We start from the raw sequence: 18,236 nt of genomic DNA on the forward strand, positions 1-18,236 counted from the left end.
GTCGCTTGTTAGATGTTGATTTTCCCTCCCCCTAGCTCCCTCAAGGGAGAAATAGCTGCTAGCGGTAATGGCTATGTGAAACAGCGTAGACCGTAGCTATAGAGGGATATTAGTCGGGCAATAGGTGTATCTTGACAGGAGTTTTTGAAGGGTTAGCATAGGCTATTTCAAAAATTTCTGAAGTCTTTTTTTGAGTTGGAGCTTTTCGGAGCGGATCACTAGGTTTTTGTGCACGAGTGGGTACATTTCCATCACAGCACCAAGGCCATAGCCCAATTTCATGGCAATTTGCTGACAAAAGAGTACTTCTTCATTATAGACTTCGTCGTCTATTTTCATCAGTTGGATGATGGAATACAGAAACTCAAACTTATCATCTTCACTAAGTGATGTCAAATCTCCCAGCTGACCCGCTGGACTATTGATAATCTCCTGAATAGCCTCTTCGCTCAAACCATGGGCCTCACCTATCCGGTTGATCAACCTCAGCTCACGCTCATCGATGTCCCCATCGCTGCTCGCGAGCTGGGCTAGTGCTTTGAGTTGTTCTTTTACCATAGTCTCTGCTAATGAATCTATAGCAAGATACCCTATTTTTTGAATAGACTGTTGAGCGACTGCTTGGCTTTCTCTTCAGCCTCTTTTTTTAGACGCTCTTCCTCGGCCTTGGCCTTCTGCTCGGCTATTTTCTTTTGTGCTTCCAATTCGGCTTTGGCCTTGTCTTCAGCTATTTTTTTCTGCTTTTCAAACGCTTCCTTTGCTGCCGCGGTAGCAGCGTCTTTGGCCGAAGGCTCCGACCCTGTACTGGTAGATTGCCCCAAACCTACTTTGGGATTGTCATAGGTGCCTGCTACATTGATGGAAAGCGGAATGGTCTCGCCAATGAGCGCTTGCCCGCCAGTATATTGCGCCAATAAACTATTGACAGCTGCCCCCACTGCTCCTGTAGGTATTTCTGAGCTTACGTTGTAATCGATACTGCCATCGAACCCGTTAGACCCAAACACGGTAGCTTCGTACCCTGCATAGTTGATGGTATAGGGGTCTACAAACATTCTACCGTCTTTGATTTCAAAGGTCACTTGGGTGTCTTTGATTTTGAGGGTGTCGTCGTCGAACTTAGCCACCTTAGCAATGGCATCCATTAATTTTTCGCCTTGGAGAAATGCTTCTTCTATGAGCAGCACTCCCGACCCATTCATGTCGTTTAAATTGGGCTCCATACCTTCATCGAGTGTGCCCGCTATTTTCATTTCCGTTGAAAATTGACCTTGCATGTTTTTGGCTACGGGAGCCATTTTTTCGATGGTGTTGAAAGAGGCAAAAGCCGTAGAGATGGATAAATGCTGCACCGAAAATTCGAAATCATACAATGGGTGATTTGGTACGGAATTGTACCCCCCATTCATCTCGAAATCACCATCGAGTAAGCGAAAACCTACACTATCCAATCTGGCCGTTCCATTTTTGACCGTGATCAATCCGTCTAAATCTTCGATCACCATGTTGTCATATAATATCTTTTTGATTTTAGAATTTAATGCAAAATTGATATTAATCGGGAGCCGTACCACTTCTAGCGTGGTAGTCTCGGTGCTTTCGGCTACCTCTGCCGTATCAGCCTCGGACATCCACTCATTCAGATCGAATTGATTTGAATAAAAATTCAATTGGCCTTTGAGAGTCTGGGTTTCGCTCAAAGCGTAACCAATAAAATTGGACAACGAGCCATTCATTTGCATATCGCTTTTACCAATAGTGGCATCAAACTTGGTCAAAGCGATCTCTTTCGGCGTAAATTTAAGTTTGGTTTCTTTGATACCGAACCCTTGAGGTAAATCGGGGCTATCGAAATAGAAGCCCGTAAGCGTCATACTGCCTTTGGCCGGTATTTCATTATAACGCTGTTGATCTACCAAACGCATATTTCCTGAGGTCTTGAGCTTGGCATTTAATTTTCCTTTGAGGTTTATGCCCTCCACGGGTACGATTTTGAGCACTTTTTCAAAGTCTACATTGCCATCAAACCCAAAATCCCAGGTGTAGTTTTTCAAGTTTTCAAAATGTAAGTTGGCTACAAGCGGCTCTCCGTCTACCTGTAAAGAAAACTGGGGCATATCGAAAGTCATTGCATCCATATTTTCACCTGGCACGAGCAAAGACGATTTCATGTTGATTTTTTTCATTGGAATGGGGTATTCGTCATACTTAATACTCCCGTCCACAATGTCTAGATTCGCCGTTACAGTAGGTAGTACTTTTTCATTGTAGGTGCCTTTGACAGTGCCGTTAAAGTTGATGTCTCCCGCCACTGATATGCCATCTATGTACTCCTGATATACACCCGGAATGAGCGACAGTATACTGGCAATCGAGATATCCTGACCAGTATATGTGATATCCATGTCTATGTCTTCGCTGGGCATAGATACATAACCATCGATCCCTATTCTAAAATTATTGAGCTTTATGTAGTTGTGTTTAAATGTGTATTTGGCTTGGGGCAAGTCCATATTGAGTGTCATTTCCATTTCTAGCTTTTTGTTACTCAGATAGCTCACTCCTTCATAGTCGGCAGACAGCTGTTTCACTTTAGTGATGGTAAATAGGTCAAAAACATCTTCGGTAAAATCTCCCTTACCAGAATGATAGAGCCCGCCAATTTTAGTAAGTACCTGCATTGATTGGTCGTCATACACGAGATTGCCATTAACAACATCCCATTGTTTGATACTGATGTTGAAAGTCGTGGCTTCGCCTACCGAGTCTTCTTCCACATCTAGAGGCGCTTCGCTAGTTTTGAGGATGTCATAGTTAGCACGGCCATCTTTGAGCACTTTGATGTTGATGTTTGGCTCATCAAGCAGGATAGCATTGATAGCAATCTGATCGCCACTGACCACAGACAAAAGGTCGATCACAAATTCGAATGTGCCCACCTGCAGCAGGGTATCTCCTTCAAACGGCTCTATCCCAGCTACACCAAAATCACTCATGCTAAAAGTAAAATTAGGAAAGTTGGGAATCAAAGACAGACGAAACCCGCGCTGATCATAATAGACCTTAGCATTCACATTTTCTGCAATGGCTTCGTCCACAGCCTCTTTGATTTCATCCTTGAAAATAAGAGGCAGAAATATGGTAACTGCCATCAATATGGCCAGCGTGATTCCGAAGATTTTGGCAGTTTTTTTCATTGAGCTCATGAGACTAGGAGGACTGGTAAAACATATTAAACTAGATCGATCTAAGTTAGAGATTTATTGTGCTGGATGCCATTCTTCGGAAAGAGAATTTTGATTTTAACATGAAAGTAAAGGGGTATGTAAAGCGCTATCTCATGAAGGTTCTTGACACGTCTTTTTGGCCAATACTTCGAAAGCTGTTTCCTACTGGCCGAAGGTTCTTATAATCAACATTCTTGCAATTAAATATCATGATTAATTGATACCTTAGAATCGTATACTTGCATTTATGAAAATTCTCCTTCGACTGGTTGGTGTCATCGCCCTTCTGCTTTTCCTTCCATTACTCTTTTTGGAGCTGGCCGTGAGCGTGTGGTATAAACACGATGTTGTCCAAGAACTACAATTTTTGGCCAATGAAAGTTTGGAATCTGAAATCACATTCGACAACATAGAAGTCAGTGCACTGAGGCATTTTCCAGAGCTTACGATCTCTGTGTTAGGGCTTTCAATTAAAGAAGATAAATACGAAGTCCTTTATTCCGACCGCATGGGTATGCAAATAAATCTGCTGGACATTTATGACAATAATTATGCTCTGAGTAAAATAGAAATCATTCGTCCTCGATTTTTAGCACCAGTAGATTCTACAGGGCAAAAATTCATGATTCGCGTTAAGAAAAAAACCAGCCCTAGTACTGGTCTGCGCCTGATGCTAGATGTGCCTGCTATCGAAATACGTGACGCACTCATCATTATAAACAACGAATACAAAGGCAATCGTATACGGATGAATATAGAAAAAGGAGACTTTCGTCTACGCTCCTTCGACGATCTGTTAGAATTTAAAGGCGATGCTTTTGGTGTGCTCGACACCATGATATCTAAGGGCCGGCTGAGCCAAACCGCTGTGCCAATAGCTGCGCACCAGTCCACACTAAGGCTAAATACATTGGATAGCCGAATCCTATTCGATGGCACACTGCAACTTTACAATGCACACCTCAAAGCCTACGGGCTACTAAAACCCATAGGCTACGGCAATATGCTGGACATCACTCTAGAAGGAGACGAAGCAAGAGTCAACGAATACGTTGCTTTGATTCCACAGTTTCAAACGCTCAATTTTCATCAGCACAATCCAGATGCTCGGCTGCAGCTCACTATTCACAACTCTGGTTATGTAGACCCTGTCACTTTTCCAAACATCGATATTCTATTCGAAATGAAAGATGCTTCATTTTCTAGAGCTGGGTTGCCAGGCATAGTAGACAGCGTCAATTTCAGAGGACATTTTAGTAATGGAAAACTCAGAAACGCCAAAACCAGCGAAATGGTCATTGATTTTGGTCGGGCTAAGGTGGATAATAGTTTCTTTGCTATCCAAGGTTATATTCGAAACTTCGATGATCCATATATAGACATGAAAGCCTCATCCGAAATAGAACTGGAGGATGTAAACGAATTGCTAGACTTTCCCGATTTAGAAATGGCTGGCAGCATACGTATCCATGCTGATGTGAAAGGAAGAATGTCGGAACTCGAAAAAATGCGACAAACCAAAGAGCCACATTTCAATGGTGAAATCATATTTGAAAACGTGTGGCTACTCAAGAAGCCATCAAACATAAAAATAGAACAACTACACGGAAAGGTCGTGGTGAAAAACACCGAACTCAGCATGCAAAACCTGCATGCCAGATACAACCAAGCTAAAATTAATATCTCTGGCCACACCCCAAATTTCATGCCTTTGGTAGAACAAAAGTCTGGGCGAAAATCACATGCACAATTGTCCATCATATTGGATAACCTTGCCCTCACCGAAGCAGACCTAGTCATGGATAAAAAAGAGGACAAGGAAGAAGCCTCCAATTTGGCTGCCTTTCAATTTCCTGATTTTCTGAATTTAAACTGCAACATCATATTCAATCAATTTGCCTACGAAGACTATAGAGCAGAAAGTATTGATATCGGCCTCTCACTCACTAGCGACTCCATGCTACTACACAAAGGACATGTCAAATTTGATCAAGGAGATTTTTGGCTAGAAGGCGTGTCTCGCCCTTCAACTACCGAGGCCAAGAATTACGAAATTTGGCTCAAAGCCGACTTGGATCACATCAATACAAATAACTATTGGCAACCTAAAACGGCAGTAAATAAAAAAGAATCTAGCACACTCCCTGACTACGCAGCCTTCACCGTACACACAGATCTGAAATTCAAATCACTGACCCATGACAAAATCACACTGCAAGACATTCACATCGTATCCGATATGCAAGACCAAAACATCCATACCCGAACATTGGACTTTAGCTTCCCCTATGGTCAAGTCCAGTCTAGGTTCGACATGCTACTCATCGACTCTGTATATCATCTGGAAGGAAAATCTACTGTAGCCCTAACCGCTATTGATATAGATTCTATCAAACAATACTACAACACTATAAAACCCCAAGTGCAGAAAGAAGATAGCACATCAAAAGAAAGTACATTTATCATCGATGGGTATACTTTCGAGCTTACTGCCCCTCAGGTCAATTATAAAGACATCGTTGCAGACCAGTTAGCTATTCAGCTCCAGCTGAATGAAAACCATATTCGGCTAGACCACGCTGCTTTTGAACTGTTCGAAGGTCAGATCAACCTTTCGGGAATAATCAAACAGGATAAATATTCAGAAGTAAAGGCTTTTTGTAATATCGATGCCAAACATATTGATTTGGGTAGTTTAACCAATCAATTTGGGGGACCCAACAAGGAACTGTTTTCCAAAAAACATTTTAAAGGAGAAGTAGGTGTGGGAGGACAAGTTTTGCTCCAATTCAATCACAAACTAGAGCACCAAGAAGATGAAATGCTAGGAAAGATAAAGGTATCGTTGAGCAACGGTGAACTGATGGAGTTTCCCCCGATCACGGAATCTTTGAAATTCATCAAACAAGCGAATAGAGACACCATCCTACTCGCCAATAGAAACCTAGAAGTACTCTTTCACAATGATGAGGTGCTGCTACCTCGCACGGTATTCAAAACCTCTCTTTCCAACATTGAGTTTTCAGGCTATCACAACAAGGACATCGGGTTTGGATTTGACCTTCAAGTCAGTGTAGGCGATTTGCTCTTTAAGTCTCAAAAGAAAAAAAGGAAGCAAGTAAGAGAGAATAAGCAGGCAACTTTTGGCGCAATCAAACACTACCTACAGGCTCGGTCGGAAAATGGAAAAATGCACATCCAATCCATGAAAAAGAAAGAATATCGCGAAGACCTAGAACGATTGAATCATCGATACGCACATGTAGACTCAACCCTCAAAATGATGAACTTACAAATCGCACAATAAAAAAAGCCAGATTAGGATATCCTAATCTGGCTTTTTTGTGCTCGCATACTGTGGTTAAGCTGCTTTTTTTAAGTTCTCTCTTTTTACCGAAATCTCTAGTTTTTTGATATGAATCATACCCAATTTGTCCATGATCCACATGATCACATAAGTAGGGTCTATTTCATGCCAACGTACTCCACCAAAGTTAGCTCTGTTGCCATGCTTGTGGTGATTGTTGTGATAGCTTTCGCCCATCATCAAAAAGTCGAATGGGAGCAAGTTTTTTGAGGTATCTCCTACTTTGAAGTTTACATAACCATATACATGAGCAAACCAGTTGATAATCGCACCATGGATAGGCGCCATCAAAAATGCCACTGGCAAAAACAACCATTGCCACCATGCAGTAGCAAACTCATAGAAAAACAATGTGTAAGCGGCGCCCCAAGCGACTCTTGATATCCAAGAGCGGGCAAATTTGTCGAATGTAGGCCACTCAGGTACCCCATCAGTAAATCTCTTTTCTACCTCTATTTCCTTATTAGTAATAGCAGAATAAGTGGTTTTTGTACGCCACATCATCGCAAATAGGTTTCCATCATATTTAGGAGAGTGTACATCCTTTTCAGTATCAGCATAGGCATGATGCATGCGGTGCATAGTACCATAGCCATAGGCGCTCAGATAGTTAGACCCTTGAAAGAGCCAAGTAAGAAAGTAACATAGTTTTTCGCCAAACCGAGACATAGTAAAACTCTGGTGAGCCGAATATCGATGCAAGAAGAACGTTTGAAAGAACAAACCTCCGTACCACATCACTAACATAAAAATTAATATTTCCATTTCAATTGTTTGTTTGCATATACAAGGACAGTATCAATCCTTATTTGTGACAAAGTTCGGTAAAAAAATCTATATTTTTTGATCCTGTGCTTTTTGACTGCCGTATCTCTATCTTTGCGGATTGTAAAAAAATCACTGTCGATGGCGGAAACATTAGAAAACCAGGTAGCTAAAAATATTGATCAACTAGACCCTAGGGACTTTATCATCATCAAAGGTGCGCGAGTCAATAACCTGAAGAACCTGAGCGTAGCCATTCCTAGAAACAAGCTCGTGGTAGTCACAGGCCTTTCAGGCTCTGGAAAATCGTCATTGGCCTTCGATACGCTATTTGCTGAAGGGCAAAGAAAATATGTGGAAAGTCTCAGTTCCTATGCTAGACAGTTTCTAGGTCGGATGGAAAAGCCAGAGGTGGACTACATCAAAGGCGTGTCGCCAGCCGTGGCCATTGAGCAAAAAGTAAACACACGAAACCCTCGATCTACTGTAGGCACCACCACGGAGATTTATGATTATATCAAATTGCTCTATGCCCGCATCGGACAAACTATCTCACCTGTTAGTGGTTTGCCAGTCAAAAGAGATACGGTTTCATCCGTAGTCAATGCCGTAAACACCTACGATGAAGGCACCAAATTTATGGTCTGCTCACCACTCACCCTGACCGAAGACAGAACTTTAGCCATAGAGTTCAACATCTTACTGAGTAAAGGGTTTACCCGAATATTGGTAGATGGAGTACTGGAGCAGATCGAAGATTTAGATCCACAAAAAATAGATCCATCCAAAGTAGATATTCTTATTGATAGGCTCAGTGTGAGTAAAGAGGATGAAGATGCCACTTTTCGTTTATCAGATTCGGTACAGACGGCTTTCTTCGAAGGACATGGCGATTGCCACATTCACTTCAGAACTGGTGAGATTAGAAAGTTTTCAGACCGGTTTGAGCTCGACGGCATGACGTTCGAAGAGCCATCAGTCAACCTCTTTAGTTTCAACAATCCCTATGGAGCTTGTCGCAAATGTGAGGGGTTTGGAAAAGTATTGGGTATAGACCCTGACTTGGTTATTGCTGACAAAAATCTATCGGTATACGAAGGGGCTATTGTACCATGGAGGAGTGAGACTATGAAAAAGTGGCTTCAACCCCTCTTGCATATGGCGCACGACATTGATTTTCCATTGCATCGTCCAGTCAAAGATTTGTCGGAAGACGAATACAATTTACTCTGGGAAGGCACGGGCGCATTTGAAGGACTGAATGCCTTTTATGCTTTTATAGAATCCCAACTACACAAAATACAATACCGCGTGATGCTCTCTCGCTATCGCGGAAAAACCACTTGCCCTGACTGCAAAGGCACTCGTTTGAGAAAAGATGCTTTTTATGTCAAAGTAGGAGACAAAACCATTTCAGAATTGGTTTTAATGCCGATCGATAAAGCATTGATGTTTTTTGAGCAGATCGAGCTGAGTGACTTTGATCAGAAAGTAGCTAAACGTATCTTGAAAGAAATACAAAACCGATTAAGCTATATGAAAGAGGTAGGGCTCGGCTATCTCACGCTTAATAGATTGACTTCTACCCTGTCGGGCGGAGAATACCAAAGAATCAAACTGGCAACTTCGCTCGGAAGTGCCTTGGTCGGTTCCATGTATATCTTGGATGAGCCTAGTATTGGCTTGCACCCACGGGATACGGCTCGCTTGGGCAATGTCCTGGAAACGCTGAAGCGTCTAGGCAATACCGTAATCGTAGTAGAACATGAAGAAGAAGTCATGAAGCGTGCTGATCAGATTATAGACATTGGGCCTGCGGCGGGTATTCATGGTGGTGAATTGGTTTTTCAGGGTGACTGGGCCGCTATTCTCGAAGAAAAAGACTCGGTTACGGCCAGATTTCTCAACAGAATGGAATTTATCCCCACACCTAGCAAAAGAAGACCTTGGTCACACAGCATAGATTTGCTTGAAGCCAGAGAAAATAACCTCAAAAGAATTGATGTGTCGATTCCACTGGGCGTATTGACGGTGGTAACTGGCGTAAGTGGGTCAGGAAAATCTACACTGATTAGAAAAATACTGTACCCAGCACTAGGCAAAATAGTAGGGACTACGGGTGAAGAAACAGGGAAATTTGGAGGCTTGGATGGCGACTACAAAATGATCCAACGCATGGAAATGATCGACCAAAATCCACTAGGGCGTAGCTCTCGATCCAACCCTGTGACTTATGTCAAAGCCTACGACGCCATACGTCAGCTCTATGCCGACCAACCTGTGGCCAAACAAAGAAATTTAAAACCTGCCCATTTCTCCTTCAATGTAGATGGAGGTAGATGTGAAACCTGTCAGGGTGAAGGTGAGGTAAAAATTGAAATGCAGTTTATGGCCGACCTTCATTTGACCTGCGATGAATGCAAGGGCAAAAGATTTAAAGAAGAAATCTTGGAAGTGACCTATCAAGACAAGCACATCTCTGACATATTGGATATGAGTATCGAAGAGAGCTTGAGCTTTTTTGCCGACCAAAAAGCCATTGTGTCTAAACTACAGCCCCTCGACGATGTAGGGTTGGGTTATGTAAAGTTGGGTCAGTCGTCCAATTCTTTAAGTGGTGGAGAAGCACAACGTGTCAAGCTGGCATCATTTCTTGGCAAAGGCCAAAGTCACAACAAAGAGAAAATACTTTTCATCTTTGATGAACCCACTACAGGCTTGCACTTCAAAGACATCGAAAAACTTCTTGACAGCATCAATGCCCTTGTGGATCAGGGCAATTCGGTAGTGATCATCGAGCACAACATGGAGATTATTAAATCGGCCGACTGGATCATAGACTTGGGTCCTGATGGTGGTGATCAAGGTGGCGAGCTATGCTTTGCTGGCACTCCAGAAGAGATGGTCAAGCTAGAAAACAACCATACAGCGAAATACCTGAAGGATAAAATATAATGACAAAAACAGGCCTATCCCTACTCCATGAATTATCGATCAAAGGCAATATCGGCTATCTCTGTCATGCCGCTTCGGTAGATATCAACTATAATCATGGTATTGATATAGTCAAATCTATTTTTGGCTCGCGACTCAAAAAATTATTTTCGCCACAGCATGGACTTTTTGCCGATGTGCAAGACAACATGGTGGAGTCCAACCATTTCCATCACAGCCATTACGACCTACCCGTTTATAGTCTCTACTCCGATACTCGAAAACCCACAGCCGAGATGCTCCAAGGACTGGATCATGTGCTGATCGACCTACAGGATGTGGGCACGCGTGTATATACCTACATCTACACCATGACCTACATGATGGAGGCTTGCGCCGAAAATGACGTGGAGGTAATCATACTGGATCGCCCCAACCCTATCGGCGGCTTGAAGATAGAAGGCAACATACTAGACCTTAATTATCGATCTTTCGTTGGCCGACACGAACTACCCATGCGGCATGGGCTGACCATGGGTGAAGTGGCATTAATGGCTAAAAAGCACTGGGGTATCGATTGCAACCTAAGGGTAATAGCTATGCAAGGCTGGAAACGAGACATGTTTTTCAAGGATACGCAATTGCCTTGGGTACTACCATCTCCCAACCTACCCAATGCTGAAACGGCTTTTTCTTTCGTGGGGACTGTGCTTTTCGAAGGCACTAATATTTCTGAAGGACGAGGAACCACCAAGAGCTTGGAAACCGTGGGTCATCCCGCTCTTGCCAATTATCAATTGCTAGATCAACTTAAGTCTATTTTTCAATCAGAAGGTTTAACAGGGTTTGTGCTTCGACCAGTTTCTTTCATGCCCACCTTTCAAAAGCATGCAGGACAGGTTTGTCATGGCTATCAGATCCATATCACTGACTTCGAAGCTTTTTCTCCATGGCATGTAGGCCAGGTGCTTTGTCGAGAGTTTTACCAGCATCTTGGATCAACTTTTTTATGGAAACAACCACCTTATGAATACGAAGAAGACCTCTTGCCAATAGATATTCTTAATGGTACAGACCAGATACGAAAATGGATAGAATCCAATGGTAGTGTTGCTGATCTCCGAAGCCTAGAATCGTCTCAAATGTCGGCATATTTAGAAAAACGTGCTGAAATAATGATCTATTAATTTACTGTTTACAAACTACTTAGTTTTTATCGTTAATTTTGAAGCCTAAATGGTTCAAAAAAGATAAAACAGCTCTCCATAATGGGTGAGCGGTGTTAATTATTTCTCGATTACCTTTCGAGGAGAATCAACCAAAATTCATTCAAAACAAAAATATGCCCACTAAGCAAAAGCCTAAAACGATTATTGTATCGAACAGACTGCCAGTTAGAATCATAAAGGAAGATGGAAAATTGGCATTCACGCCAAGTGAAGGAGGCCTAGCCACGGGTCTTGGGTCTATCTACAAGCAAGGAGAAAATATATGGCTGGGGTGGCCTGGCGCTGTATTAAACACTAAAGCCGAAGAATCGCAAACCAAGAAGGAACTGAGCGAGCAAAACATGGCGCCAGTTTTTTTGACAGACGAGGACATAGAGCTTTACTATGAGGGGTTCTCCAACGAGACCCTTTGGCCTAACTTTCATTATTTCAATCAGTTTTCAGAATTTAAACATGAATACTGGGAAGCCTACAAGAAGGTGAATCAGAAATTTGCTGATCAAATTATAAAAAACGCCAACCCAAAAGATACCATTTGGATTCACGATTACCAACTGTTGCTTTTGCCAGCACTGGTGCGTAAGGAGCGACCAGATATTTCGATAGGCTTCTTTTTGCACATCCCATTTCCATCGTACGAGTCATTTAGGTTATTGCCATGGAGAAGAGAGTTACTTTTGGGCATGTTGGGTGCAGATTTTCTAGGGTTTCATACCTACGACGATACCCGTCATTTTTTATCGTCAGTGAGTAGATTGGCTGGTGTGGGCAATGAGCACGGCCACATCAACTACAACAATCGTCAGATTGTAGCGGATGCACTTCCTATGGGGATCGATTACGACAAGTATGCTCAAACTGCCGCCGAACCTGAAACACTTGAGCGTGAAGTGCGCTACCGGACCAGTATTGGAGAAGGGAAACTCATTTTATGTATCGATAGGTTGGACTACTCCAAAGGTATCCCACAACGACTGAAGGCATTTGAAAAATTGCTAGAGCGCTATCCCGAGTATAAAGGAAAAGTGTCTATGCTGATGGTGGTGGTTCCGTCGCGTGATCAGGTAGGAAAATACAAGGAACTAAAAGAAGAAATAGACCTATTGGTGGGTCGTATCAATGGTCGGTACTCACAGCTCAGCTGGACACCCATACATTATTTTTATCGTTCGTTTCCTCTGCATGCCTTATCGGCATTTTATCGCATGGCACATGTCTGCCTAGTGAGTCCTATGCGAGACGGAATGAACCTAGTCTGTAAGGAATTTATTGCCAGCAAGCTCGACAAAAAAGGCGTGCTTGTACTAAGCGAAATGGCAGGGGCATCCAAGGAGCTTTCGGATGCATTGTTGATCAACCCAAACAACCGTGAACAAATGGTGGAGGCCATTCGCGAAGCTTTGGAAATGGACGAAAAAGAACAAATCCAACGCATGAAAGTGATGCAAAGCACCCTGAAGCGATATAACATTTACAATTGGGTGGATTTATTTATGAACAGATTATCCGTAGTGAAAACCGAACAAAAAGCATTGACAACTAAACGACTTGACGAACAGTCAGAAATTGCCTTAAAGACAAGTTATAAGGAAGCAAAAAAACCACTGATCTTTCTAGATTATGATGGTACACTTCAAGGCTTCTATGGCGACCCTCAAGATGCCAAACCTGACGAAGATTTGTACAGTATCATCAATGGGCTAACTAAGTTTAAGAATTCGCATGTGGTGATTATCAGTGGCAGAGATAAGGATACCTTAGCCAATTGGTTCAACCTCTCGAAAGTGGACTTGATTGGAGAGCATGGTGTTTGGCTTCGAGGCAAAGGCGAAGATTGGCACACGATAACTACCCTCACAGATGTGTGGAAAGCAGACATCAGAAAAGTACTAGAGGGCTATGTAGCACGTACACCTGGGTCGTTTGTAGAGGAAAAAGACTACTCGCTAGTTTGGCATTACCGAAAGGTAGAGACTGGTCTGGGCGAACTGCGTACCCGAGAACTAACTAGTCACTTGAAATACCTTGCTTCCAATCAGAACCTACAAGTACTCGAAGGCGATATGGTTGTAGAAATCAAAAGCACGGAAATCAACAAAGGCCGTGCAGCTCGCAATTGGATGAAACGCTATGAAGACGCCGACTTTATTATGGCTATTGGCGACGATTGGACGGACGAGGATACCTTTAAAGCGATGCCTCCAAAGGCCTATACCATCAAGGTGGGTAGCACCAATTCCTCTGCAAAATTTAGCGTGACAAATTTTGAAGAGGTCAGAGGCTTGCTCAAGCGAATGGTGAGTTAAAGAAAAAGAGAGCGCCCTAGCGTAGCTCTCTAAAGTTTCCGTTTAAATTATTTGTTTTTGAAAACATCGCTTGAATGTCTGTGGGTATCCGTTGCCGTTTGATCATAGACACTCGCGTACTGCCCACGTTACCTACTGGGATTTGACCAATCAAAGAAAAAGGAGCGCCCAGTATCAAGCGTAAGGCCTGACCCAGTACTTCTTTCACCTTTTTTTGGCGAAAGCCTAGATAGAGCATGTACGAATGAGTTTCGGTATGAGGCCATGCGTAGCGCTGACCAATAATGTGTGCACGCTCTAAATGGTGCCAGGCTTTAGGATAATCCAAATCTGCTAGGGCTCTATGATATGTTTCTATTTCTTTTTGGTAAAAACTCTTTAGCTCATCTGGCATTCGAAAATTCAACTTCATTTTTTCTGACAAAGATGAATCACTCAGAGAATAATGGCTTGTATAAACTGGCTATTTACACACTCCTGCTTCCCAGTGGAGGAGTCCTGCATGTTTGGCTTGGCAAGCGTTGGCGTAAGTTTTGCCATCGCAGCCACAGACAGGAGTGTAATCTAAGGTACATATACCATTGGGATTGATTAGAGACTCGTCTATACAAGATTCTGCATTCTTTTCTTCGTCACATTTAGATGCCATGAGAAAGACTATGGCCAATAATAAGGTGCTAAAGAGTTTCATAAGCATGGGTTTATTTCATAATGAAAAGTCTAAAATACGACTTAAAATGGAAAGTATTTTGTCATAATGAATGCAAAAAGGAGTAAGAATTTGTACTTCAGCTCTTACTTATGCCCTAGAGGGTCTTATCTTCGTGAGTATACATCAGACAAACAAGAAGCCAAATGCCTATAAAGAAAAGCCTAAAGATAGTTTCTATGATAGCACTTGTACTGATAGCTATTGCTTTGATCATACTACCTATAATAGTACGTCAGGTGGCCATAAAAAACAGTGAAAAGTGGATAGGCAGATCTATTGATATAGATGACATCGATATCAACCTATTTACCAGTACGGTAGAAATTTTCGACCTTAAAGTATATGAACCCGATGGGGCAACTGTTTTTGTGGGCTTAGATACTTTATTGGTGGATTTAGAGCTTTATCGCTTAATGAACCATGAGTTTGTATTAGAACAGCTTTATCTGGCAGGTTCTACGATCAGTGTGATCAAATCCGATTCTAGTTTTAATTTCGATGACATTGTGGCTCATTTCGAATCCAGCGATACTACAGAAATAGAAGTACCTATAGACACGGCTGTACAAACAGAAGAGTCTGGTATGGCGATTATACTTTCCAATATGGAATTGAAAGACGCTTTGTTTACCCTCCAAGAAAGAGGTACGGAAGAGGTCATGGAGCTCAAAAACATTAACTTCTTTGTGCCTTTTATTGCGCTGAACCAAGCGAATAGCAGCGAGGCGGGGTTAAAGTTTGATTTTACTAATGGTGGATATTTTCAATCTCAGGTGGATTTCAATCCAAAAACCAGTGACTTCGAAGCGCATGTGATGATTCATGATTTGGCTATAGGCGGTTACGAAAAGTTTTTGACCAAATATATTACTTTGGGCAAGTTGGATGGCGCAATCGACCTCGCGTTGAATGTAACTGGCAACATCAATGCAGTCGAACAGGTAGATATCAATGGTAGGTTTGGTTTACAGCATTTTGTACTAGAGGATGTAGGGGCTCTACCCTTGGTTAAATTCGATAACCTGAAAGTGACACTGACAGAAGCGGATCTGGCCACCAATCGTTTTGTGGTAGATTCTGTGATTCTGACCAAGCCTACGATTCATTTTGAGTTATTTGATTCGTCTAACAATTTTGTTGAATTTTTGGCGCACGCCATGCCTACAGACACCACCATACAAGAGAAGGAAGTAGTCGTTGAGCCAGTAGTAGTAGATTCTATCGCTACACCAGCAGCACCGGTCTATTATACCATCCATACGATTAGGGTAGAAGACGGTGTATTAGAATATACCGATAGCCGTACAGGCGACGAGTTCGTCTATCATCTAAATCAAATGCAACTGGCAGTAGACACAGTAGATAGTGAAACGCACTGGGTAGTCGCACAAGCAAATATGGTACTGAATGACAGAGGGAAACTAGTAGCTGAATTGGGCATAGACCCAACCAACCCCATGGATTTGACTTTGGACTATACCATTAGCGATTTTATGCTGAGTGATCTCAATATCTATTCTCGCTATTATATGGGATTCCCAATATTGTATGGCGATATGTACTATAAGTCGCATACCGAAATCAAAAACCACCAACTGGTGAGCGAAAACAAGCTGATCATTCGACATGTAGAGTTGGGCAACAAAACCAAAGGGTTGCATGATTTGCCACTCAAGCTTGCGCTGTTTTTGCTCAAGGATAAAGAAGGCGTGATTACGCTCGATGTACCATTGAAAGGCAACTTGGATGATCCAGATGTAAGTGTGGGCAAGATCGTGTGGAAAACACTCAACAACCTAATATTTAAAGTAGTCGCCGCACCGGGCAAAATGTTGGTTGGTTTTGTAGGGGGCAACCCACAAGATCTCAAAGAGATCAAATACGATTACATGGATTCTACTTTTTCTGATAAAAAGAAAAAACAACTAGATCTGCTCATAACGCTAGAAACCAAAAAGCCTGAATTGTCGATAGACTTGGTGTATTACAATGATGTTCAACTGGAAAAAGAAGCTATCGCCAGAGATCGAGTAGGTAGTGATTTCAACAAAAAAACAGGACAAAACTATAAGCGAGATCAGGAGGCGTTTGAGCAGTATGTGATCGGGCGGCTGGGACGGGATACGCTTTCTGTCAGCGAGAGCTGTTTGCTGATCATGGATAAGGCTACTGTAGATACAATCTATACCAAGTACAACCAATTCAGATACGAAAGCTTGTCACAATACCTCAAAGCCACTTCGGACTCTACCAATATCAAACTCCACATAGCCAAAGAAACCGAACCTAAAAACATAGGAAGTCGACCTATATTTGAAGTAAAGTACGGCCTCAAAGAAGAGGATTAGGAAAAGTGGTGTCTAAATCATCGCGTCATTCTCCAAGACGACGAAGGAGCTGTCGGTAGGGTTATACCTGACAGGTTTTGAAAACCTATCAGGTATATACTCACAAGACCAGCAGCTCAGCTCCTACCAGCACTCCTCAAGATTCGTAAGCACTGGTATCTACACCCAGTTCTTTTAACAGCTTAATGGAGTTGGCTTTCACATTGGCTGGCGGGTTCATCGACAGCGATTTTTTCAAGTTTTTAATAGCGTTTTTTGTGTCCCCTTTGATTTTATATGCCTCACCCAAGCTATCCCAACAGTTGGCATTTTTAGGGTTTCGTTTGGCGTTTAATACAAAATACTCGATGGCTTTGTCATACTTCTGCTGACCGATCATTTGATACCCTAGAAAATTGAGCTGCCCTACATTGGCAATAGCCACAGACTCTGCCAGTAGTGCGTCTGCTTCTTTTATTGCGCCCTGTTGAGTGAGTAGTTGCCCTTTGGTCGATAGATTGTTAAAATTTTTGTTGTTGGCAATGGAGCGATTTATCCATTGGATGGCTTCTTCCTGATTGATGTTGTTTTGTGCACAGTATTGAGCTGCTTGATTGAGTCCCTGCCAGCCAAAACCAGGAACGGACCTAAGCTCTTCTCGGAAATTAGCCAGTACGATCTCGTGAACATCATAAGTCACCTTAAATGGAATAGCTTTTTTCTCCCACTTCAGAGCGATAGTTGCACTAGAGTTGTCCATGGCAATCACATCGTAGGTAAGTACTTCTGTTGGAGTAGTTTCTTTTGTTTGTACTTCCACACGTAGGGCATCTTCTTTTTCGTCGTAGTAGAAACTACCCCAAGAGGAGGTATTGGTGGAAAAGATAAGAGTGGCTTTTCCATTTTCATAGACAGCCATGTGCAGGCCATAAGACCCCGCAGCGAGACTTTTGCCTTCTATTTTCACCTCGTCAGAAAAAGTAATAATTGTATTTTCATTGGCTCCTGCACGCCATGGGATGTTTCGACCGTCTACAAAAGAAACAGCATCAAATCCCCAAGGGACTAGTGTTCCCCAGATTTGGCCAGTGCGATCTTGGCCATTGAAAGTTACCCGTGGCCTGGAGTAGTTGATGGTAACGGTAGAAATACCGATGGTTTGCTCGAGCTTGGCCGCTGGACTCACTCCCCTTGGAAGCGTGACTTGTGCAGTCACTTGCCAACACAGCAGCACAACGAGTGCAGCTGTCAATACTGTGGATTGGATAGTTTTTGTGTTCATCATGATTAATGGTTTTGTTTTGACATTTTAACAAGTATTATAAACGACCACCTTACCTTAATGCTCAAATTTTGTGATGGGAGGTGT

At 42.5% G+C, this 18,236-nt stretch carries 11 protein-coding genes; 5 read left to right on the forward strand and 6 right to left on the reverse strand.

Annotation, left to right across the window (positions count from 1 at the left end; translation table 11 throughout):
- Positions 1 to 162 precede the first annotated feature (162 nt).
- Both N7E81_RS04585 and N7E81_RS04590 read right to left on the reverse strand, forming a co-directional pair.
- On the reverse strand, positions 163 to 558 hold the full coding sequence (locus tag N7E81_RS04585; RefSeq protein WP_263052105.1) for a tellurite resistance TerB family protein: 396 nt from the start codon (positions 556 to 558) through the stop codon (positions 163 to 165).
- Positions 559 to 590: 32 nt separating this feature from the next.
- Positions 591 to 3,197: an AsmA family protein gene (locus N7E81_RS04590; RefSeq protein ID WP_263052106.1), complete on the reverse strand. Its 2,607-nt coding sequence runs from the start codon at positions 3,195 to 3,197 to the stop codon at positions 591 to 593.
- Positions 3,198 to 3,474: 277 nt separating this feature from the next.
- On the opposite strand from N7E81_RS04590, the gene N7E81_RS04595 reads away from it, so the two are divergent.
- Complete coding sequence (locus N7E81_RS04595) at positions 3,475 to 6,534, forward strand: AsmA-like C-terminal region-containing protein (protein WP_263052107.1); 3,060 nt, start codon at positions 3,475 to 3,477, stop codon at positions 6,532 to 6,534.
- Positions 6,535 to 6,588: 54 nt separating this feature from the next.
- On the opposite strand, the gene N7E81_RS04600 is transcribed toward N7E81_RS04595, so the two are convergent.
- Positions 6,589 to 7,359, reverse strand: a complete 771-nt coding sequence (locus N7E81_RS04600) for an acyl-CoA desaturase (protein WP_263052108.1) — start codon at positions 7,357 to 7,359, stop codon at positions 6,589 to 6,591.
- 141 nt (positions 7,360 to 7,500) lie between these two features.
- Between N7E81_RS04600 and uvrA the strand changes: the two genes are divergently transcribed.
- The 3 genes from uvrA to N7E81_RS04615 all read left to right on the forward strand — a co-directional run bounded on the left by uvrA (position 7,501) and on the right by N7E81_RS04615 (position 13,828).
- Positions 7,501 to 10,314: an excinuclease ABC subunit UvrA gene (gene uvrA, locus N7E81_RS04605; protein ID WP_263052109.1), complete on the forward strand. Its 2,814-nt coding sequence runs from the start codon at positions 7,501 to 7,503 to the stop codon at positions 10,312 to 10,314.
- Complete coding sequence (locus N7E81_RS04610; RefSeq protein ID WP_263052110.1) at positions 10,314 to 11,480, forward strand: exo-beta-N-acetylmuramidase NamZ family protein; 1,167 nt, start codon at positions 10,314 to 10,316, stop codon at positions 11,478 to 11,480. Before uvrA ends, N7E81_RS04610 begins: the two co-directional genes overlap by 1 nt.
- A gap of 155 nt (positions 11,481 to 11,635) precedes the next feature.
- A complete protein-coding gene (locus N7E81_RS04615; RefSeq protein WP_263052111.1) occupies positions 11,636 to 13,828 on the forward strand; it encodes a bifunctional alpha,alpha-trehalose-phosphate synthase (UDP-forming)/trehalose-phosphatase in 2,193 nt (730 codons plus the stop codon).
- A gap of 16 nt (positions 13,829 to 13,844) precedes the next feature.
- Here the strand turns inward: N7E81_RS04615 and N7E81_RS04620 are convergent, their stop codons facing one another.
- Positions 13,845 to 14,240, reverse strand: a complete 396-nt coding sequence (locus N7E81_RS04620) for a DUF3703 domain-containing protein (RefSeq protein ID WP_263052112.1) — start codon at positions 14,238 to 14,240, stop codon at positions 13,845 to 13,847.
- Between the two features lie 51 nt (positions 14,241 to 14,291).
- Entirely contained in the window at positions 14,292 to 14,519 is a 228-nt protein-coding gene (locus tag N7E81_RS04625; protein WP_263052113.1) for a Kazal-type serine protease inhibitor family protein, read from the reverse strand.
- Between the two features lie 164 nt (positions 14,520 to 14,683).
- Between N7E81_RS04625 and N7E81_RS04630 the strand changes: the two genes are divergently transcribed.
- Positions 14,684 to 16,888 carry a DUF748 domain-containing protein gene (locus N7E81_RS04630; RefSeq protein WP_456101329.1) on the forward strand — a complete coding sequence of 735 codons (2,205 nt, stop codon included), beginning with the start codon at positions 14,684 to 14,686 and terminating at the stop codon, positions 16,886 to 16,888.
- A gap of 136 nt (positions 16,889 to 17,024) precedes the next feature.
- Here N7E81_RS04630 and N7E81_RS04635 read toward each other — a convergent pair whose 3' ends face one another.
- Positions 17,025 to 18,152 (reverse strand): DUF2911 domain-containing protein, encoded by a 1,128-nt coding sequence (locus N7E81_RS04635; RefSeq protein ID WP_263052115.1) that lies wholly within the window; start codon positions 18,150 to 18,152, stop codon positions 17,025 to 17,027.
- Between the last annotated feature and the right edge of the window lie 84 nt (positions 18,153 to 18,236).

The sequence above is a fragment of the Reichenbachiella carrageenanivorans genome (assembly GCF_025639805.1).
In the GTDB taxonomy this organism is placed as follows: Bacteria; Bacteroidota; Bacteroidia; order Cytophagales; family Cyclobacteriaceae; genus Reichenbachiella; species Reichenbachiella carrageenanivorans.